The organism is Kaistia soli DSM 19436 (assembly GCF_900129325.1).
Lineage (GTDB): Bacteria > Pseudomonadota > Alphaproteobacteria > Rhizobiales > Kaistiaceae > Kaistia > Kaistia soli.
Genome location: NZ_FQUP01000006.1, coordinates 72,246 through 91,115 on the forward strand (window position 1 = coordinate 72,246; position 18,870 = coordinate 91,115).

The following is an 18,870-nucleotide window of genomic DNA, read 5'->3' on the forward strand; positions in this document are numbered from 1 at the left end:
CAGAAACGCGAGAGGCCGGTGTTAACACCTACCGACTCCTCAAACGTCAAGCGCGACGTCCGCTTTGCGCCCCCATAGCGGTCGTTCCCGGTGTATTGCGTCAATGTGGAAAGCTGCCGTTGCTCCACACCCAATCAACGACGCCTGTACCGAGAACCTAGGCTTCGTCGGGGCTTAGGCATTCGCCCGAAGCATAGCGTTGGATCGTCGCGCCGACGGTGCGGATGATGAACTCGGGCGGCATCATCACGACCGGCGGCACCATCAGCACGTAACGCGTCAGCGCCAGTCCGAGCAGCTGGCTCGCGACCAGCCCGGCGCGCCTCGGCGCGGTCTCGGGCGGCCCGGCGCGGGCAACGGCCGGGAAAACCTGCGTCAGGAAAATCTTACGCAGCTGTTCGGCGGCTTCTTCATTCGATGCCGCAGAGCGCAGCAGTACCGGCATCCCGCCGCCGACCCCGTCACCTTCCCATAGGTCGAGGAAATGGCGCACCAGAGTCTCGCCGATGACGCCCGAGTCGGTCGCGCTGAGATCGGGCAGGTGCAGATCAGGTGCCGCGATCTGCGCAAACAGCGCATCCTTGCTGCCGAAATAGCGGATGATCATCGACGGATCGATGCCCGCGCGGGCGCCGATGTCGCGCACAGTGGTGCGGTCGAAGCCATTGATTGCAAACAATTCCCGCGCGGCAATTTCGATAGCTTCGCGAGTACGGAGCGCTTTGGGCGTGCTGCCCTTTGGTTTGGTCATATGCCTTTTTGCCAACGTGTGTTGACAAATGCAATAGGCTATTTTAGTCAACAGTTGTTGGCAAATTAAGGAGACACAATCATGGTACCGCTTCAAACAGACGTTCTTATCGTTGGCGCCGGACCCACAGGGCTCGCGCTCGCCACCGCCCTGCAGCAGGAAGGGGTGGATCATCTGCTGGTCGATGCGCTGGAGACCGCGCAAAACACGTCACGCGCCGGGGTGGTGCATCCGCATACTCTGGAAATGCTCTCAAGGATCGGCGTCGCGGCGCCGCTGTCCGACGAGGGAATGACCGTTACCGACTTCACCGTGCGCGACCGCGACCAGCCGTTGCTCGGTATCAGCTATGCGGCGCTGCCATCGGCGTTCCAGCACATGCTGCTGGTGCCGCAATCGACCACCGAGGCCGTGCTGCAGGCGCGGCTGGTGGATCTTGGCGGCGACGTGCATCGCGGCATCGCGGCGCTGGGCGTCACGACCGATGCGAGTGGCGCGGCGGTGCAGGTAAAGACCGCCGAGGGCGAGCGCACGATCCATGCGCGCTACGTCGTCGGTGCGGATGGCATGAACAGCGTGATCCGCGAAGCCGCGGGGATCGCCTTCCAGGGAGCGGCATACGGCGAATCCTTCGTGCTCGCCGACGTCTTCATGGACTGGCCGATGGGCAACAGCGAAGTGTCGCTGTTCTTCTCGCCGGCCGGGCTCGTGGTGGTCGCGCCGCTGCCGAACGGGTCCTACCGCGTCGTCGCTACGGTCGATGACGCGCCGGCAGTGCCGGGGATCGACCTGATCCAGCACCTGCTTGACGTGCGCGGCCCGGAAGCGAGGCGCGCGCGCGTCACCGATATGGCCTGGTCGTCGCGCTTCCGCGTGCATCACCGGCTGGCTGATACCTATCGGAAGGGCCCGATCCTGCTGATGGGCGATGCCGCACACGTCCATAGCCCTGCTGGTGGTCAGGGCATGAACGCCGGGCTGGTCGATGCCATCGTGCTCGGCGAGGCGTTGACCCGCGTGGTGCGAGACGGTGCGCCGGACGGCGTGCTAGACGATTATGCGGCAACCCGCAGGCCTGCCGCCCAGTTGGTGCTAGGGCTAGCCTCCCGCCTGACGCGGATGGCGACGGTGCGGTCGGGCATTGCACGGCGGATCCGCAACATCGTGCTGCGCATCCTAAACCGCGTCCCGCCGTTCAAGCGCAACCTCAGCCTCGCCCTGTCGGGAATCTCCCGACGCAAATACAGCGTGCTGCCAGATCGGCAGCCGCTGGCGATGCCCTGCACCCCGGCACCCTGCGCGGTCGTCACACGGCCTGTAGCGGCGCCGTGATGTCGGTCCGCACGATCCAGTGTTGGCTGGCGGCGGTGTTCGTCGTGCTCGGGGGCCGGTGCCTGGTGTCGCCGGGTTTGGTCCTCGCGCTGACGATCACCCCGACGTATCGTTCCGACGCGCCGATCGTGCCTGATAGGCGCAGTCGGCAATGTCGTGATGCTGACTGCGTGTGTGGCGGGGTGGCGGGCCGCTCCAACGGAAGAACAGAGGCACTAGGAGTTATCTAAAGCGGTGGGCTTGCAACCTGGCATTTTTCAGCGTCCGGCCATGCAAACTAAGTGTCCGGAATGAGTCCGGCGATTGGCCGTCGAGGGCCGGATCGGGATCGATAGCTGCCCGACGGCTACGCGCCCCATCTCGGTCATTGATCTGGCAACGGCCGCGGCCCAAAAGCGGACATCAACGAGTTGGGGCACGTCGGCACCTTTGCGCCAGAAGCGGAAGTTGGCCTCGACACCGAATGCGGACCTTCAGTTTGTGCCGGCGGGCACTCCGATCGCTGAAACCCTAAGCTTGCATCTGCGCATCGTGCATCGTCCGTTTCAGGACGCGCTCGTCGGAGATCAGAATCGCTTCTGGATTACCGATGTTGACGTAGCGGATGACATCTGACCCCGCGAGGATGCCTGTATAGGCCGCTGTCCATTGAGACTGGTTGAAGCCTCTCGTCTCGATACAACGCTCCTTCAAGCGTGGAAGCCAATCGGTTCGCTCGTTCGGCGGGTTGATGTCGTAATTTGCCGCGCGATGGATGTCGGCGACATGTTCCTTGGGGAGCAGCCCTTGTGCTCCGAGGCTGCGCACGATGTCACTCGCGAGCTGCATTCGTAGCGCGCCACCCACAATGTTGGTCCAGGCCACCGACCTGCCGTTTGCGTTCATGGCATTGCCGAACGAGATGGCGCGCAACATCAGCCGAACGAGGAAGATTGCCGCATCGCGCGAGCGGATTGGTAGGACCGTCCCTAGGACCGCAATTGCTCCGCATCGCAGGAAACCGTTCGCGACGGTGGCGTGGGAGCGATCGAACGGATGCGTATCGCAGGCGCTCAAAATCACAATAGGTGGCGGCCGCAAGTGCCCGGCCAGGCCCCACACGTCGACAAACTTCCCACCAATATTGAGCCCCCCAACGTCAGGATTGTCGGCGTGGGTACCGTGACTATCGACGATCAGGATCGGACCACTGTAGCCATTCACGACAGAGACAAACTCGTCGGTCGACTTTGGTGCCGCCGAAATTCCGGTCAGCTTGGCTTCGGCAGCACCAGGAAGAACCTCAAGCGCCCGCCGCACATGATGCGCAATGCCGTCGCCTTCCTCGAACATTGATACGACGAGGTATTTCTTGAATTCGTCCGCAGGAATGTAGAGTGGAGGAACATGGCGCAGCTGTTCGATCAGCAGGTTGCCCGGGGTGGTCCCAATGCGTGAGACGTCGCGGGCGATGCCAAGCGGGAGATCGCCGAGCGGTAACCACTCGAGTGGGGCCTCTCCAATTATCTTGATGCCGGTGTTGGACTGCCGGAGCAGGTCCATATAATCAGGGGGCATTGTTTCGGAGAGCGCATTTTGTACGGCGCGAAAGACTCGGGCAGTTTTGATAGGGGGAGGGTTTTCATGGTGACGAAGAAAACGCGCCAACTGGCCGACAACGCCAGCGGACCGATTGATCAGAGCTGGAAGTCGGATGGTTGCAGCAGCGGTGGACGTGGCGCGAACCCCAACCGCGTAGGTCGTGATGCGAAGCTCTCCTCCGCGGAGCCCGAAAATGGGTCCGATCTCATTGATAGACTGTTCGTCCTGAACAGGGAGTTGGATCGTGTATCCGCGTTGGCGTTTGAGCGCTCTGAATGCGCGCATGCTCAACTTTGGTAGCTGCGCCCTTCCGATAAGCTCGGCCGCTTGGACATGCATCGAGGGCGCTAGAAGAATGAGGTCTGGTCGCGGCGGGTTTAGCAGGTAGATCGGGCGGTCATTCGCTTGCTCGTGCAAGCTGAATACTGCGCTCGCCGACTCCGTGATGCCGTCGACATAGTCCTGCTCAGGCGACCCTTCTAGCCTGCCATCTTCTCCTTCCGTGATGAACCCCGCCGATCGAAGGACCATCTCATTAGGCAGCGTCACGTTGTGGGAGTGATGGTGCAGCCCGGATGGCTTCATCTCCCAAGGACGCCAAGCGTCGATCATCGACAGCCTTTCGGTGATGTCGAGCCATCGGTTTGCTTCCTTCGCTTGGCGCAGCGCAGTGCGACAGTGTTGCTGCAAACGCTCCACGGTCAGTTCATGCGGACGAATTGCACCGCCGATTCTATGGGCGCTAAGGTGCAAGGGACGAACACGCAGACCTCTCCGCCAGGTCGCCACACGGCGCGCCATTTCAGGCTCGCTCGTTATGACGACCATGAACGGCCGACTTGGCGTAGGTTGTCCATGATCGAGTAAATTTTCGATGGTCACAGGCGACCAATGCCACGCGCCCTGGCCCGCCCGCCGTCTCGCAAGTCGGTCGGCCGGATCCATGGCGAGTTCGGAAATGTCGCTAGGGAAGGCTGGCACGCTCACGAGATATGGCGCGATGTGAAAAAGCCCTGGAGCGAAGCCTTGGAATGGCGACACCCTTATCGGTTCCCAAGACGGGATCGCCAGTATGTAAAAAATCTCCTCGATCATATCCGCCATGCGTAGCCTGAGTTGCTCAAATGTGGAACTTGAAGGGCTACTTCTTGATCCCTTGGGTTGGCCCCATCACTAAAAACGCGACCGACCTTGACTGTGAGGTGGCCCCTCTTCTTTCGGCAATTCGGTCAGCATCGCGCCCGCATTTCAGCCATTGGCGAGTCCAACTTTCGGTCCTGAAAGTCGCCGTTTTCTCAGTCCCTATCGAGATCCCGATAGGGTTCAGCGACATACTAGGTTCTGGACATGAAGCCCGTAAACCGATCCGTAGCAGCGAAGACGCCGACGATCTCTATAGTCAGACCGCTGCATATGGACATTTGTGGCCGCGCCTGCGTGGAGAAGTCGATGCCAAAGTGGTTGAAGGCGGTACTGCGCTTCTTCGTCGGCGAGCCGATCGCCCAGCGGCCAGCTTCCAGAACGTCCCGGCCGACAGGCGCTGCTTCGCGCCAGCGATCTTATCCGCTCATCGGCCTCAAGGAGCATGCCGGAGAAGGTAGGCCGGAAAGGCTTCACTGGAAGGCGAGCCATCCCTCCACGATACGTCGCTTCAAGGCGGAGGTGACGTGCTCCCAAGGGCACGGCATCGCGCTTCGCGACCACACGATCGAAGCCGACGGCCGCGTCGTTCCCAGCATCGTGTGTAGGACTCCGGGCTGCGACTTCCACGAGATCGTCCGCCTCGAAGGCTGGCGGGCAGGCAGGATTCCCGCCGCGATCTAGGCAGCGAGGCAGTCCGCTTCGCTGCGCAGATGGTCCGGCTCGATCCGGGTACCTTTGTCGTCGAACGCGTAGAGAAGCGATATCCGCTCACCGTTCCACTGGTAGCGGTAGTGGACCGCCTGGAGGGTCTTCTCGAGAATCGACCCGTTCAGCACGGAGATCGCCATCGCGCTGGGGCGTTCGATCGGGTGGAATAGCACCCCGTCCACATCGTTCACGATGGACTTGCCCAGGTCACGCCCGCGGTCCCGCACCTCCTCCGCGCTGAGGTGGCGCAGATCGACAAACCGGCCCGACAGCGGCGTCTTGAACATCCGCATGTCCAGGCCGATCGGGCCCTCCGAAGTGCAGGCAAGAAAGCGCTGACGCTTCGCCACGGAGATCGCCAGCGCGGTCTGCCGGTCGGCGGCGACCTCGAGGCACGGACGGTCGGCGTCGAAGAAGGTGCTGCCGTCCGGATGGCCGTAGGCGAAGGGGGCGAGGTTCCAGTTCTGAAGGCGCGCCGACGTCTTCGGGTCCTTGTTCTCTATGTTGGCTATGCGAGCCTGCGATTGGAGGCGGGGGTTGGTCAGGTTCTCGATGTCGACCAGGGCGTCCATGCGGTCGTTGGCGACCAGGCCCTCGTACACCGAGACCGGAGGGAAACGGGACGGGATGAGCCGGAAGGTCTCGCCCTTCCATGGCACGATGGGTCCGATCTCAACCGCCACGCTGGGCATCCAGGAAGCGCTTCACCTTGTAGAGGCTAGTGACCTTGCCCTCTAGCATCACGTCGAGCGCGCTGGCACCGTCGAAATACGTGTTCTTCTTGCGCACCCACTCCTCGCCGCGCTCGTCGACGGTGAAGAGGATCCGCAGCGATTTCCAGATGCCGAAGATATAGGAGAGCCGCTCCTGCGTGTCGGCGGGCAGGTTGCCGCCCTCTTTCTTCCACTTGAAGAAGGTCGAACGACCGGGGGACCCTAGCAGCAGGATCTGCTCGTCGGTGGACAGGCCCCACCGCTCGGCCATTGCGAAGAAGGCCTCCAGCTCGGCTGGAATCCCTGATCGCCCGACGACCGCATGGGCGTCGGGGGCGCTTATCGCCATCTTAAAGTACTCCTTGTCCATATGTGGACTTGACGCGGTAATTAGTCCCGATGCATACATCGTCCAGATCGAGACTGTTTCGACACTTTAGTCCAGATCATTCGGTCGTCAAGAGTCCCGGCGACGTGGCCGGCATCGTACTGGAGCAAAAGACACAATGACCATCTTCGACCCCGGGCGCGATCGCGCCGCCAACGAGTTCCCCGTCAACGGCGAGCTCATCAAGTTCGACGACGCCATCATCAGGGTGCGCGAGGCGCTTAATGCCGCCGGGCTGACCCCGGCCAGCGAGTATCAGGCCGTCATGATCGAGAAGGGACGCACCACTCATATGACCACGGACGCTAGGATCGTCCTCGCCGATCATCCTACTGGTCAGTTGCGCGCCATCCTGTCCGACGAGGCGTCCGCCTTCACCGTGAACGAGATCGGGCAGATCTGGCCCACGGATCAGATCGAGACGGACGAGTTCTACCGGATCTGGCCGGCCCCCGAGGGGCAGGACTGGGTTCTGGAGCGGAAGGACGAACCGGACGTGGTTCTCCGGCCGGGCAACACCATCGCGTTCGGCCCGAAGGGCGTCGAGCACATCGTCTCGCGCAAGCATCACGGTGCCGACAAGCTGCTGGTGACGGTCATGACGCTCAGCGGCGTGTTCCCGGGCGAAGGCGGGCTGCGCGTCAAGAGCGACGAGACGATCTCGTCTGTGCTGGAGAAGGCGGCGCGGAAGCTCGACCTCGCCGACACGTCGGGCTGGGTCGTCAGCGTGGCAGGCAACGACATCAACGCCTCGCTGACCTTCGGGCAGGCGGGCCTGACCGGTACCGTCGAACTCGACTGGATGCCGCGCGAAGGTGGCGGCGGCAATGCTTGAGCTGATCTCGCGGGCGGCGTTCGAGGCGGACGTAAGCCGCCTCGACGTCGCCGCCGTGCGTCGCTGGGGGTGGGAGATCGTGTCGGCGGAATACCCCGTCCTCGACGTCATCTTCCACCACCCGACCGCGGCGGCGCTGCGCCTGCGGCTGGAATGCGAGCAGTGGAACGAGCTGCCCCCCAGCATCCAGCTCCTGCGTGCCGACGGCACGCCGGTGGATGCGGCGCCGCCTTCCACGAGCAGCATCTTCCATCCGTGCCCCCATCCGGTGACGGGGCGTCTGTTCGTGTGCATGCGCGGGGTCCGGGAATACCATACCCATGAAAGCCACCTCACCGAGGCATGGTCGAACTATCGCGGCACGTCGGGCAACGACCTCATCGGCATCGTCACCCAGATCTACCGCTCATGGAAGAAGACAGTAGGATGACCGCGCTAAGCTGCACCACCGACACGCTCGCACGAACGATCGACATCCTGCGTGCGGGCGGCGCACGTTCCGAGGAACGCGTCGTCCTCTGGTTGGGGCCCGCCTCCGCTATCCGAGAACCGATGCCGGTGACGGAGGTCTACGAGCCGGATCAGATCACCGACATCGACTATTTCAAGCTGCCGCCGACGAGCCTGCGCGCTCTGATGACCCATCTGCGCGGCGCGCGCCTGAAGATACTGGCGCAGGTCCATAGCCACCCCGGCAGGGCCTTCCACTCGGAGGCCGACGACGAATGGGCGATCGTCCGCCATGTCGGCGCCCTGTCGCTCGTGCTGCCGGAATTCGCCCGTAACACCACGCCGGCGAACTTCGCGGAGCAGGCCGCCAGCTATCGCCTTTCCGGCGAAAACGAATGGGTTCGCGTGCCGACGGGCGGGCCGGACGGATGCATTGGAGTCGTGGGATGATCAACGCCAGGCAGGAGAATGCTCGGATGCTCGCATCGGCGCTCGGCGTCGACGAGGATGCCGCATCAGCCCGTCTCGAAGGACGGATCCTAGTTACGGCGGGCGAGCGCGCTTCCTGCGCCGATTGGGCCAGGGAGATCTGCGATCTTCTCGATCGCACGATGTCGGTGACGCGGGATCCGGCAGACGACGTGAAGGTCGAACTTGTCGTCGGCGATGCCGTGCCGCGTTCGGACGCAAAGAGGTTGTATGCCAGGATCGATGCGTCGAAGGCGGTGATCGGCCTGGAACCGCCGAAGGTGGCGTCTACGGAGCCGCATCCCCTCTTCGCGGCGATCGCAGCATGTTCGGCGGCGGCGGCGACGCTGTCCCTGGCGATCGATGCCGAGGAACTTCCGAAGGTCGGCCTTCCGATCACGGTGCCGTTCGATCAGCTCGGCATCTCGCGCGAGGCTCTTGATGCGTCGATCGACCTAGACGGCGCCGCGCTCATCGGCGCTGGCGCCGTCGGCAACGCCTTCCTGCGGGCGTTGCGCCATGTCGACGCGCGGGGTACGCTGCCGATCGTCGATCCCAAGGCCGTCGGCGGCGGCAATCCGAACCGGTGCCTCTATTTCACCGAGGCCGACGTCGAGCACCCCAAGGCTGAAACTTTGGCGCGGAACGCCAGCCCCGATTTCCCGCATGTCGCGCTAATCCCCTTCAATGGGAATTTTCACGATTACGTGGCGAAGAACGGCCCTCACCGCACCGCGATCGTCACCGTCGACAGTCGTCGCGTCCGTCGCGCTATTCAGGCCGAAGTTCCCGGACGCGTGTTCGACGCGTCGACCACCGACATCCGGGCGGTGGTCGTTCATTCGCACCGCCAGCCGACTGCCAATGCGTGCCTGTCGTGCATCTACCGCCACGTTCCCGACGAGCAGGCGCGGGAACGGGCCATCGCCGGCGGGCTCGGGATCAGCCTGGACATGGTCAGGGAAAGTCTCATCTCCGCCGATGCGGCGGCGCTAATCGCTGGCGCCCACGCGGGAATTCAGGCGGCGGCAATCGAGGGCATGGCCTATGACAGCCTGTTCAAGCAGCTGTGCGCTGAGCAGGCGTTGAAATCCGCTGAGGGCAAGCAGGTTCTCGCCCCCTTCGCGTTCGTCAGTGCTCTGGCCGGCAATCTGCTGGTGGTCGAGATGCTGCGCGTTCAGACCGGTCAGGCAGACACCAACTACTGGCAGGTCGATCCATGGGGGTCACCCATCGGGAAGCTCCGCAGCTGTCGCCCCCGCATCGTCGACTGCGAATTCTGTTCGATCCCGCACTTCGTGGCCATTGCCGACCAGCTGTGGAGGGAGAAATCGGAGGCTGCGTGAGGAGTCGAGTCGCTGGTCGCAGCAATCGAAAGACCGTTTTTCACTGCGAGCCTCTCTAAAGTGGCCTGTCGGCAATCGGCCCCGGAGCCGTCTGTCAGGGACGCGCCGCCATCCCAGTCGTTCGTCACCCTTATAGCTGTGCCCGAAAGCGGCCTGTGCAACTAACGTTGCCCCGCGCGCCAAAGGCTTTATCTCTGCGGCATTGCGACACCGGGTATGAGCAATTGCCGCGATAGCCTTATGAAATTGCCGGGCTCTGGTTTGGCGCCCGGCCTCCGCTGCGAACCTGCAGCGCTCACCAAATCGATCTGACGTTCCCGACAGAGCAGCATGATGCTGGCCTCCATCTGGTCTCGGGTAGCGGCTGTGTCGTTTGCGATTCCCTCGATGAGGTGACCCACGGTTGGAACACCTTGCCGTTCAAGGGCTTCGATCCGGTATGGCAACTGGTCTATCATCGCCGTTTGATGTCGGCTTGGGCCTGAACGTCGAACCCGAAGTCGAAGGCGACGCCGTCCGCCCAGTGCGGGTCAAAGCCAAGCATTTTGAGGCCTGCGGCGCTGCCGGTCAGCGTTGCGCCCCCTCTTCGGCCATTCGACGTGAGCTTGATAACGACTGGAAGCTGACATCGAGATTGGTGGTGCGGCCCGTCGCTACAGGATCGCAAACCACCTTGCGGGGGAGGGCTAAAACTTTATCGCCGCCAACCGAGCGGCTTGCACCTCACCAAGCTTCGCCTGTCGCTCATGCTTGTAGTCAAAGCCCTCATCCATCGCGGCAAAGAAGCGTGACTTCATGAAGTGACCCCCGACGCTCGCGCCGTCGCCATCGACGAGCCAGTCACCCGCAACCCAATAGGGAACACCGTGAAAAAGAAGGACGAGCGAGGCCGCTAATGCCCGCTCGGCAGTGCGATTGAATTCCCGAACGTCGGCTGGGCGCTCTTTCCCAGCGGTCGCGCCCGACTTGAAAGCTTCGAGCGACTGAGTAATTTGTGCCGGAGACAGATGGACGTATTGCGACGTGAGGCCGTAAAGTCGGCCAACCTCCTCAAGAAAGGGGGCTCGATATGCTTCGGGTAGAAGCGACAGGCCGATGTCCTTTTTGATCGAGATACTGGACGATGAAAATTCGCCCTTGAAGGCTTCGACCTTCGCCTCAATCTTGGTCATGTAGCTACGCTGCTGGATAGCGGCAATTTTAACGGACGCTTCGATGAGAAATCGCAACTCGCGTCGTGCCACGTTTAGAACTTCCTCCCTTACAAGAATGGAGCGACATGGCGGACTGAAGAAGGTCTTGGGACAAACACGACGGCAGGTGATTTGAAAAATAATCGGGGTCGCGTTTGGTATCCATGACCACGAACGAAATCACGGCGAGATATGCCATGGAGACGAATTCGGTTTCGGCGATTTCCTTGGCAAGTTCGGGCGGCAGAGTGGCAAGGTCAGTCTGTTAAAGCATTGTATCTCATAGCTGGGTTCGCGGATGTATGGGACACTCCTATCACCGGACCTGTGGCAGGGTGAAGAAATTCGCTTATGCTAACCGCAACTCGTGCGCGGTAGTACCACGCAGCCTTCGCATGTGAGACGCTGCGCTCTCCCGTTGCATCCCTCTATCAGTGCCCCTCCGGACATCCTCGCGTGCATGGCAACGCGCCGAACAACTCACGCTCCCTATCGTGGCGATAGAAACGATCGGCCCAATCGGCGCTAGAGCAGAGATCGAAGCGGCACTACGATAGCTTGACGGAGGGGGTTCATGGTCAAGCTATCAAACGTGCGCGTCGAAGGGTTTCGCCTGCTTGAAAGCGTGGATATCGCTATCGAGCAGGGGGCGACAGTTATTGTCGGCCGCAACAATAGCGGCAAAACCTCGCTCACCGAGGTGTTCGACAAGTTTCTCGGCGAGCGCTTCGGCTCGTTCCGTCTGGAGGACTTCTCGGCCGCCGTCCGCGCGCATTTCGTGACGGCGAAGGCGGCGCGGGATGTGGTGGACAGTCAGCCGGAAGCGGTCCTTGCCGCTCTCCCGCGTATCGCGCTGACCCTCACCTTCACCTATGATGGCGCGCAGGCTGACCTCGGTCCCCTGTCTCCCTTCATCATCGACCTCGACCCGGCCTGCACCAGCGCCATCGCTCTGATCGAATACTCTTGCTCGCTCAACAAACTCGCGCCGCTGCTCGATCTTCCCGACTACGAAGCCGGAGCGCAGAATGCCAACGAGGTGCTGTTCAGACACCTCCGTGATGCGATCCCCGCCGCATATTCGATCAAGTGTTTCGCGATCGACCCGACCGACGCAAACAATCGCCGGGCGTTCGACGGCACCGCCGAACTCAAGGCGCTTTTGCAAACCGGCTTCGTCAAGGCGCAGCGCACCTTGGATATGGGCAAGCGGGGCGACACCGACGTGATCGGCAAGCTTCTCAACAAGCTCTTCCGCACGGCGAGCAATCTCAACGCATCGCCGGGCGATCAGGAAATCGCCACTCAGCTCAAGGCCGCCGTCGCGGGTATCGAACAGACGATGCAGGGCGATTTTGACGATCAGCTCAAGGGGCTGTTGCCGGCGCTGAACTCATTTGGATTTCCGAGCCTCAACGACACTGAGCTGCGCCCGCAGACGCAGATCGACGTTGAGAGCCTTCTGACCGACAACACCCGTATTCTCTACACGGGGACGGATGGAGTCCATCTGCCCGAGGGCTACAACGGCCTTGGAACGCGCAACCTGATCTATATCCTGCTTCAGCTCGAAGCCCTGCACAAAACCTATCGCAGCACCGCCACCCGACCGGGGACGCATCTCGTCTTCATCGAGGAGCCGGAAGCGCACCTGCATCCCCAGATGCAGGAAGTTTTCATCACGCAGCTCAACGAAGCCATAGCCACGCTTTCGGAAAAATATCCCGGAGAGCCTGTCTGGCAGGTGCAGTTCATCGTCTCCACGCACTCCTCGCATCTAGCGAACGCGGCCCAGTTCGACGCCATCCGGTATTTCCTCAACGAGCCGACCGCCGCGCAAGGCGTCAGGCGGACGAAGGTGAAGGATTTCCGCAAGGGCGCGGCTGCGATTCAGTCGGACGATCGTAGCTTCCTCCAGCAGTATATGACGCTGACGAAGTGCGACCTCTATTTCGCAGACAAGGTGATCCTCGTCGAAGGCGCGACCGAAAAAATCCTGATGCCCCGCATCCTGAAACTGGTGGATGACACGCTTCCCCCGGAAGCGAAGCTCTGCCGGCAATATATCACGACGATGGAGGTTGGCGGCGCGCACGCGCAGGTTTTCTACCCGCTGCTGGACTTGCTCGAGCTGAAGACGCTCATCGTCACCGACATCGACGCTGTGCGCTTGCATCCCGATGGCAAGCTACGGAAATGCCCATGCGCGGAAGCGGAGCGGACTTCGAACAACGCCCTGAAAAGGTGGTTTGATGACGCCATGATCTCGGTCGCCGCGCTCACCGCGAAGACGCCGGCCGACAAAACGCGCCGATTCTGCCGCATCGCCTACCAAATGCCCGAGGACGGTTCAGCTCACACCGCGCGGAGTTACGAAGACGCGCTGATCCTTGCCAATCTCGATCGCTTCGGGATCGCCGACGATGCGGCTGCCGCGCAGAACGCCTTCGATGCCGCGCAGGATTTCAAGAAGTCCGAGGAGGCTATCCGTTTCGCGATCATCGAGGCCGACTGGAACGTCCCCAAATACATCAAGGAAGGCCTCGTTTGGCTATCGGAGCCGCCGCCGCCGCCGGACGCGCCGCCGCCGATCGTTCCCGAAGACGTCCCGCCAGCGCCGGGTGGGGCTGACGCGCCAGCGGCCGAGGGGGCAGCGTGACCGGGCAACCATCGCCGGCCGTTGTAGCAGCTCAACAGGCACAGGCCCGCCTCGACGAATGCCTCGGCAACAGCCAGAATTTCCGGCTCGAAGCAGGCGCAGGAGCTGGCAAGACATATTCGCTGGTTGCGGCACTCAAGAAGATCATTGCCGAGAGCGGCCCGGCACTCATACACGCCGGGCAGCAGGTCGCGTGCATCACCTACACGGAGGTTGCCCGGCAGGAGATCGCTAACGAGATCGAGGAACACCCGGCCATCCTCGTCAACACCATCCACGGGTTCGGCTGGGCTTTCATCTCCCGGTTTCAAAAGACCCTGCGCGAGCTCGTCGCCGCGCATGAGCCGTACAGCGAGGCGATCGAGGCGGCGGGCGGGATTCAGGATCAGCAGGTGGACTACAATCTCGGGTTCTTCGGGATCGACGAGAAACGGATCACCCTCAACCATGACGACGTTCCGCGCTTCCTCGCGGCGATGCTCGCCAACGCGAAATTCAAACGAATTTTCAGGAGCCTGTACCCCGTCCTTTTCATCGACGAGTATCAGGACACCGACCCGCTCGTGATGTCGGCGCTGGCCGATCATTTCTTCGCGCCGGGCGATGGTCCGATCACCGGGCTGTTCGGCGATCACTGGCAAACGATCTACCGCAAGGATCATGCGCTCCTCGATCTCCCCAACGTCGAGGGCATCGACAAGGGATCGAACTTTCGCTCGGTCCCGGTCATCGTGGATGTGCTCAACCGCCTGCGCCCGGAGCTTGTGCAGGAAGTCAACGACGTGGACGGGCAAGGCGAAGCCCGCTTTTTCCACACTAACTTGTTTGCCGGCGCGCGTGTCGATTCCCGCAACGGCAAACAGGAATTGCCCGAAGACTCGCACGCGGCTTCGATCGAGCGCGTCCGTCAGACGTTACAGGACGAGGGCTGGGATTTCGATCCCGCGCGGACGAAGATCCTGATGCTCACCCACAACGCTATCGCGGCCGAGCGCGGTTATCCCAACATCGCCCGGATTTTCGATCGCAACGAGGCTTTCGCCAAGAAGGAAGACGCTGCGATTGCCTTCCTGGCCGATACCGTCGAGCCCATCTGCGCCGCCTACAAGGCGGGCAATTACGGGGAAATGTTCCGACTAATGGGCGGCATCCCGACCATCCGGAAGACGGCCGACAAGGCGCAATGGCAGGCCGACATGGACGCGGTAATCGCGCTTCGGGACACTGGGACCATCGGCGAACTGATCGACCATCTGAAAGGTACGCGACGGCCGCGATTGAGCGATCGTGTCGTCCACCGAGAAGATGAGATCGCAAAGCTGGGGCCCGAGCCGACCGAGGATGAGCCGAAATCGCTCAAGCGCTACCGTGAGCTGCGAAACGTCCCCTATCGCGAGTTGATCGCCGTCACCGACTTCATCAATGGCTTCACGCCCTTCGCCACCCAGCACAGCGTGAAGGGGGCCGAGTTCGAAAACGTGCTCGTCATCCTAAGCGGCGGCTGGAATCACTACAACTGGCCGCAGTTTTTCGAACTGCTCACTACCGCCAAGATCACCGATAAAAACACGGGCGGTTTTCACCGCTGCCGCAATCTCTTCTACGTCGCCGTGTCCCGGCCGAAAAAGCGTCTTGCCGTGCTCGCAACGCAGGCGCTCGGCAATGCGGCGATGGAAGCCGTGACGCATCTCTTCGAGACTGAAAACGTCGTTGCGCTGCCAATGTGACCCGCGCAACGTCCGGCGCCTAATTAGGCACGATCCCAAGCTCAGAAACCAGATCAGCTATCGCCTGTCTCTCTCGACAGAGGTTCTGCCGGAAACGCTTTGAGCGACGGTCTGCGCGTTCCAAGAGGCAAGAACGACCTCAGTGCGACGGATCGGAAAGGTTACGGCTGATCAGCCGATGTCGGCTTTAGGTAATAGCGAACTTAAAACCCGCCCATCCGCAATCGGCCCCTGTGCGGTAGGGTCCCTCGACGTTTCTCCCGTGGCCAATCAAGGCCGAGGAGAACTCACATGGGCCATTCTAAATTTGATGATGCCAGCCGCGAGCGTGCTGCTTGGAATGCCGGAAAGCATGTCGGCACCAAGCGTCCGCTCACCCAGAAACAGATATGGGCCATTCGATTCTTCCTCGATCGCGAAAGACGCATTCGTGACCGTGCGCTGTTCGATCTGGCCATCGACAGCAAGCTTCGCGGCTGCGACCTGGTCAAGATCAGGATCCGTGATGTGGTCGCCGGTCCGGAGATCAGGGCTCGCGCGATCGTCGTGCAACAGAAGACGGGGCGGCCGGTCCAGTTCGAGATCACAAGCGACGTACGAGCCAGCATGCTGGCTTGGCTGGAACGGCGCGGCGGCACCGTTGAGGACTATGCCTTCCCGAGCCGCATCGATCATGCGCACCACATGAGCACAAGGCAGTATGCTCGCCTAGTCGACGAGTGGGTCACCGCGATCGGCCTACGCCAAGAGGAATATGGCACTCACTCGCTCCGTCGCACGAAAGCCTCCATGATCTACAAGGCGACGGGCAACATCCGCGCCATCCAGATCTTGCTCGGTCACTCCAAGATTGAGAACACGGTCCGATATCTTGGTGTCGACGTGGAGGACGCTCTGCTGCTGGCAGAGCAGACGGAAATCTGAAGTTGGGCGGCCATCCGCGCCCCCTCGGATGGCCGCTTTGACGCGCAGGATATGTTGCCTGCCTGTCAGTCTTGGGTGGGAAGGAGACTGTCAGCTGTTGGGGAGGACTGGCAAACCAACGGACACCAAACTCTATATGAGAAAATTCACAGTGTCGCCCGCAACCCCTAAGTGCAATTGCTCCTGATGCAGGCGTCTACGATCACATCCAGCACTTTTTCGATCTTGTCGAAGGGATAGTCGTCGCTGGCGGTCGTTCTGACAAACTCATCCCGTTGCCTACTTTTCTCTGACCCACGCTGATCAATGGCGCCCTGGTACTCTCCGGCCTTGTCATCGAAATTGGTCCATCTAATACGGCAGCCATTCGCAAGCTTCAGATAGCACTCAATCGCAGCGGCTCTGCCGTTGATATCTGCACGGTGCTCCCCGGTGGGCCCAATGGTCGGGAAGCTTCTGAACTCCTCGAGATCAGGCAGTTTTACAGCATTTACGTCACGCAGCTTGGACAGTGCCGCCAATGACCCAACGCCCGCGGCATCATTGTCAAAGATTGCCAGAACGCCGTCCGTTTTTTGGATGCTGCTCAGGCCTCTCATAAAATTCTGCAGATTGCCGTGACCACCGAAAGGATAGTTGCTTTCCATATCGACGTATCGGAAAAAGTCCTTGATATCTGGACGCAAGATATCGAAGGCGTGCCGAATAATTTCCGTGTCGCTGGTGCCCTCTGTAACCAGAAGGAAGCTCTGGTTACCACATCCAACAGAGAAGTCTTTCCGCTCGAAGTATCCACTTTCGACGATGTCCATGAAGTCCCAGACAACCATCAGATCAAGGTTCTCAGGACGTTCGGCGAGCACTCGCAGCATGTCTTCTGCACTGAGGCGCTCCAGCAGTGCCGTCAAATCCCAAGCTGGAGAGGCCAGAAAGTGGACACCGACCTTCTCGATGAGGTGCCCGTAGTAATGTTGTGGCAAGATGCCGAAATTGTCATCGTCCCCTTCCCAGTCGGGGATCAAACTCAGATCAGCATTGCGCACCAGGTCCAGCGTTTCGCCAAAGCTGATATCGTGGGGCTCATCGTAAGTCACCCACGGATTGGAGAACCGACGCTCGATCGCCGGCAGTGTCGAACCCATCAGCTCAAGCCGGGTCACCAGATCGCGCAGCGGAGCTTGGAAAATCTCCACGGGGTCTTCGTCTTCTCTGCCCTCGCGCCGCACAAACGTGCTGTGCTTAGGTAGGAAAATAGACTGGTGGGTGCTGGTTGAGAAATTGCCGCTTTGTTCGACGACGAATTTTCCAAGCTTGAGATCAGAATAAGTGCCCATGAAGGCAACTGTAGCACCTAGACTTATGAGCTTCAGGTGCCAGACAAATGTATTCACATATTCGACGTCGCCCGCGAAAAGCTGACATGGGGCTGCGGGCCGTCCGCATCTTGAGCGGCAAATGGCAGATTTCAGCAGTTCACATCGAGGGCGCCAATGACGGCAATGGGGTCGGGTCCAGAAGGGCAACTACACGGCACTGGCTACCGGATAGCTGACAGTCCGGATACGGCCCCGTACCGGACGTTGAGATACGTGGGGTCCCGGGTGTCGAGGCGCTTGCTGCAAAGGCAAAGGCGGCCCCTTCTCCTCGACCCTCGCATCGCCGGCGAGAGCAACCAGGCCTGCCGAAGCGCCGATGGTCGCCGCCGACGCCAGCGGGAAGCCGCAGCGATCCAGGTATTTCTCCGATCCGTTCGACATCATGATGGCACTCCCCCTCGTCGTCCACGGCGCACGATAGCAACCGCTCCGCTCTTTCTCATCAAGGGGAGCGTGATACGGCGAACCTGCCTCGATCATGCCACCCTCGCACAATGATGAGGAAGAATGCAGCGGCCGCGTTCGCCTCAAGCGGTCCAGCCGCCATCGATGGTGAGGCTTGCACCGGTCATATAGCCAGCGCCAGGACCGGCCAGCCAGGCGGCGAGATCGGCGACCTCGTCGGCCTTGCCGATCCGTCCGAGCGGCAGCTTGGGCACAATGTAGTCCATCAGACTCGCCGTCATGTCCGTCTCGATCGGGCCGGGCTGAATATTGTTGACGGTGATATGGCGCGGAGCGAAGTCGAGAGCGGCCCCTCGCACGAGTTGCGCCACTGCGGCCTTGGTCATTGCATAGACGCTCGAACCCGCCGAGCCGATCTTGTCCGCAGTATTGCTGCCGATCGTCACGATGCGACCGCCATCGAGCAGGTGCGGCGCCGCATAATGGATCGCAGCGAACACGCCGCGAATATTGACGGCGACCATGCGATCGAAGTCACCGACAGGGAAGCGGTCGATGGTGCCGCCCATCAGCAAGCCGGCGCTGACCACCAGAACACCGAGGTTGCCGAAGCGCTCGACGGCAGCTTCGATCGCGAGACGGATCGCCTCCGGATCGGCGCTATCGGCATGGATGGCGAGGACGGCTCCGCCCTCCCCTTTGATCTCCTCTGTGAGCGCCGCTGCCTTGTCGGGCGAACTGACATAAGTGAACGCAACCGGACGACCATCGGCCACCAGGCGGCGGACGATGGCAGCACCCATGCCGCGCGACCCGCCAAAGACAAGGGCAGGAGACATAGCGGAGAAAGCGGAAGACATTCTGGATTCCA

General features: G+C 61.4%; 16 protein-coding genes. 9 read left to right on the plus strand and 7 right to left on the minus strand.

Annotation, left to right across the window (positions count from 1 at the left end):
* Window positions 1-157: 157 nt before the first annotated feature.
* The gene (locus BUB39_RS20940) at window positions 158-925 is read right to left on the minus strand and encodes a TetR/AcrR family transcriptional regulator (protein ID WP_244540336.1); all 768 of its coding nucleotides are present in this window, start codon (window positions 923-925) and stop codon (window positions 158-160) included.
* Between BUB39_RS20940 and BUB39_RS20945 the strand changes: the two genes are divergently transcribed.
* The gene (locus BUB39_RS20945; RefSeq protein WP_073057704.1) at window positions 833-2,083 is read left to right on the plus strand and encodes an FAD-dependent oxidoreductase; all 1,251 of its coding nucleotides are present in this window, start codon (window positions 833-835) and stop codon (window positions 2,081-2,083) included. The genes BUB39_RS20940 and BUB39_RS20945 overlap by 93 nt on opposite strands.
* 510 nt (window positions 2,084-2,593) lie before the next feature.
* Here the strand turns inward: BUB39_RS20945 and BUB39_RS20950 are convergent.
* Window positions 2,594-4,768: a CHAT domain-containing protein gene (locus tag BUB39_RS20950; RefSeq protein ID WP_073057706.1), complete on the minus strand. Its 2,175-nt coding sequence runs from the start codon at window positions 4,766-4,768 to the stop codon at window positions 2,594-2,596.
* Between the two features lie 345 nt (window positions 4,769-5,113).
* Here BUB39_RS20950 and BUB39_RS20955 point away from each other — a divergent pair, with 345 nt between their 5' ends.
* Window positions 5,114-5,488 (plus strand): hypothetical protein, encoded by a 375-nt coding sequence (locus BUB39_RS20955; RefSeq protein ID WP_073057707.1) that lies wholly within the window; start codon window positions 5,114-5,116, stop codon window positions 5,486-5,488.
* On the opposite strand, the gene BUB39_RS20960 is transcribed toward BUB39_RS20955, so the two are convergent.
* Window positions 5,485-6,207, minus strand: coding sequence for an RES family NAD+ phosphorylase (locus BUB39_RS20960; protein ID WP_073057709.1), 723 nt, complete (start codon window positions 6,205-6,207; stop codon window positions 5,485-5,487). The two genes, BUB39_RS20955 and BUB39_RS20960, sit on opposite strands and share 4 nt — an antisense overlap.
* Complete coding sequence (locus tag BUB39_RS20965) at window positions 6,188-6,577, minus strand: MbcA/ParS/Xre antitoxin family protein (protein ID WP_063141731.1); 390 nt, start codon at window positions 6,575-6,577, stop codon at window positions 6,188-6,190. The genes BUB39_RS20960 and BUB39_RS20965 overlap by 20 nt, the downstream gene beginning before the upstream one ends.
* Window positions 6,578-6,734: 157 nt before the next feature.
* Here BUB39_RS20965 and BUB39_RS20970 point away from each other — a divergent pair, with 157 nt between their 5' ends.
* Genes BUB39_RS20970 through BUB39_RS20985 form a run of 4 tightly spaced genes read left to right on the plus strand, consistent with a single transcriptional unit; the run spans window position 6,735 to window position 9,715 of the window.
* A complete protein-coding gene (locus tag BUB39_RS20970; RefSeq protein WP_073057711.1) occupies window positions 6,735-7,451 on the plus strand; it encodes a hypothetical protein in 717 nt (238 codons plus the stop codon).
* Entirely contained in the window at window positions 7,444-7,881 is a 438-nt protein-coding gene (locus BUB39_RS20975) for a putative metal-binding protein (protein WP_073057713.1), read from the plus strand. Before BUB39_RS20970 ends, BUB39_RS20975 begins: the two co-directional genes overlap by 8 nt.
* Window positions 7,878-8,351 (plus strand): Mov34/MPN/PAD-1 family protein, encoded by a 474-nt coding sequence (locus BUB39_RS20980; RefSeq protein ID WP_073057715.1) that lies wholly within the window; start codon window positions 7,878-7,880, stop codon window positions 8,349-8,351. Before BUB39_RS20975 ends, BUB39_RS20980 begins: the two co-directional genes overlap by 4 nt.
* Window positions 8,348-9,715: a ThiF family adenylyltransferase gene (locus BUB39_RS20985; RefSeq protein ID WP_073057717.1), complete on the plus strand. Its 1,368-nt coding sequence runs from the start codon at window positions 8,348-8,350 to the stop codon at window positions 9,713-9,715. Before BUB39_RS20980 ends, BUB39_RS20985 begins: the two co-directional genes overlap by 4 nt.
* Window positions 9,716-10,401: 686 nt before the next feature.
* Here BUB39_RS20985 and BUB39_RS20995 read toward each other — a convergent pair.
* Window positions 10,402-10,959, minus strand: a complete 558-nt coding sequence (locus BUB39_RS20995) for a hypothetical protein (RefSeq protein WP_073057721.1) — start codon at window positions 10,957-10,959, stop codon at window positions 10,402-10,404.
* Window positions 10,960-11,482: 523 nt separating this feature from the next.
* Between BUB39_RS20995 and BUB39_RS21000 the strand changes: the two genes are divergently transcribed.
* From BUB39_RS21000 to BUB39_RS21010, 3 genes are all read left to right on the plus strand, one after another.
* Entirely contained in the window at window positions 11,483-13,567 is a 2,085-nt protein-coding gene (locus BUB39_RS21000; protein WP_073057723.1) for an ATP-dependent nuclease, read from the plus strand.
* On the plus strand, window positions 13,564-15,294 hold the full coding sequence (locus BUB39_RS21005; RefSeq protein WP_073057725.1) for a UvrD-helicase domain-containing protein: 1,731 nt from the start codon (window positions 13,564-13,566) through the stop codon (window positions 15,292-15,294). Before BUB39_RS21000 ends, BUB39_RS21005 begins: the two co-directional genes overlap by 4 nt.
* A 291-nt stretch (window positions 15,295-15,585) precedes the next feature.
* Complete coding sequence (locus tag BUB39_RS21010; protein ID WP_073057727.1) at window positions 15,586-16,218, plus strand: tyrosine-type recombinase/integrase; 633 nt, start codon at window positions 15,586-15,588, stop codon at window positions 16,216-16,218.
* Window positions 16,219-16,385: 167 nt separating this feature from the next.
* On the opposite strand, the gene BUB39_RS21015 is transcribed toward BUB39_RS21010, so the two are convergent.
* Both BUB39_RS21015 and BUB39_RS21020 read right to left on the minus strand, forming a co-directional pair.
* The gene (locus tag BUB39_RS21015; protein WP_073057729.1) at window positions 16,386-17,552 is read right to left on the minus strand and encodes a HEPN/Toprim-associated domain-containing protein; all 1,167 of its coding nucleotides are present in this window, start codon (window positions 17,550-17,552) and stop codon (window positions 16,386-16,388) included.
* Between the two features lie 569 nt (window positions 17,553-18,121).
* A complete protein-coding gene (locus BUB39_RS21020; protein ID WP_073057731.1) occupies window positions 18,122-18,859 on the minus strand; it encodes an SDR family oxidoreductase in 738 nt (245 codons plus the stop codon).
* Between the last annotated feature and the right edge of the window lie 11 nt (window positions 18,860-18,870).

What these genes read in the sequence shown, in the direction of transcription:
- BUB39_RS20970 (WP_073057711.1), top strand. Translation starts at nt 6,735, where the DNA reads ATGACCATCTTCGACCCCGGGCGCGATCGCGCCGCCAACGAGTTCCCC.
- BUB39_RS20955 (WP_073057707.1), top strand. Translation starts at nt 5,114, where the DNA reads ATGCCAAAGTGGTTGAAGGCGGTACTGCGCTTCTTCGTCGGCGAGCCG.
- BUB39_RS20975 (WP_073057713.1), top strand. Translation starts at nt 7,444, where the DNA reads ATGCTTGAGCTGATCTCGCGGGCGGCGTTCGAGGCGGACGTAAGCCGC.
- BUB39_RS20940 (WP_244540336.1), bottom strand. Translation starts at nt 925, where the DNA reads ATGATCCACCCCTTCCTGCTGCAGGGCGGTGGCGAGCGCGAGCCCTGT.
- BUB39_RS20980 (WP_073057715.1), top strand. Translation starts at nt 7,878, where the DNA reads ATGACCGCGCTAAGCTGCACCACCGACACGCTCGCACGAACGATCGAC.
- BUB39_RS20945 (WP_073057704.1), top strand. Translation starts at nt 833, where the DNA reads ATGGTACCGCTTCAAACAGACGTTCTTATCGTTGGCGCCGGACCCACA.
- BUB39_RS21000 (WP_073057723.1), top strand. Translation starts at nt 11,483, where the DNA reads ATGGTCAAGCTATCAAACGTGCGCGTCGAAGGGTTTCGCCTGCTTGAA.
- BUB39_RS21015 (WP_073057729.1), bottom strand. Translation starts at nt 17,552, where the DNA reads ATGGGCACTTATTCTGATCTCAAGCTTGGAAAATTCGTCGTCGAACAA.
- BUB39_RS20985 (WP_073057717.1), top strand. Translation starts at nt 8,348, where the DNA reads ATGATCAACGCCAGGCAGGAGAATGCTCGGATGCTCGCATCGGCGCTC.
- BUB39_RS20960 (WP_073057709.1), bottom strand. Translation starts at nt 6,207, where the DNA reads ATGCCCAGCGTGGCGGTTGAGATCGGACCCATCGTGCCATGGAAGGGC.
- BUB39_RS21020 (WP_073057731.1), bottom strand. Translation starts at nt 18,859, where the DNA reads ATGTCTTCCGCTTTCTCCGCTATGTCTCCTGCCCTTGTCTTTGGCGGG.
- BUB39_RS20965 (WP_063141731.1), bottom strand. Translation starts at nt 6,577, where the DNA reads ATGGCGATAAGCGCCCCCGACGCCCATGCGGTCGTCGGGCGATCAGGG.
- BUB39_RS20950 (WP_073057706.1), bottom strand. Translation starts at nt 4,768, where the DNA reads ATGGCGGATATGATCGAGGAGATTTTTTACATACTGGCGATCCCGTCT.
- BUB39_RS21010 (WP_073057727.1), top strand. Translation starts at nt 15,586, where the DNA reads ATGGGCCATTCTAAATTTGATGATGCCAGCCGCGAGCGTGCTGCTTGG.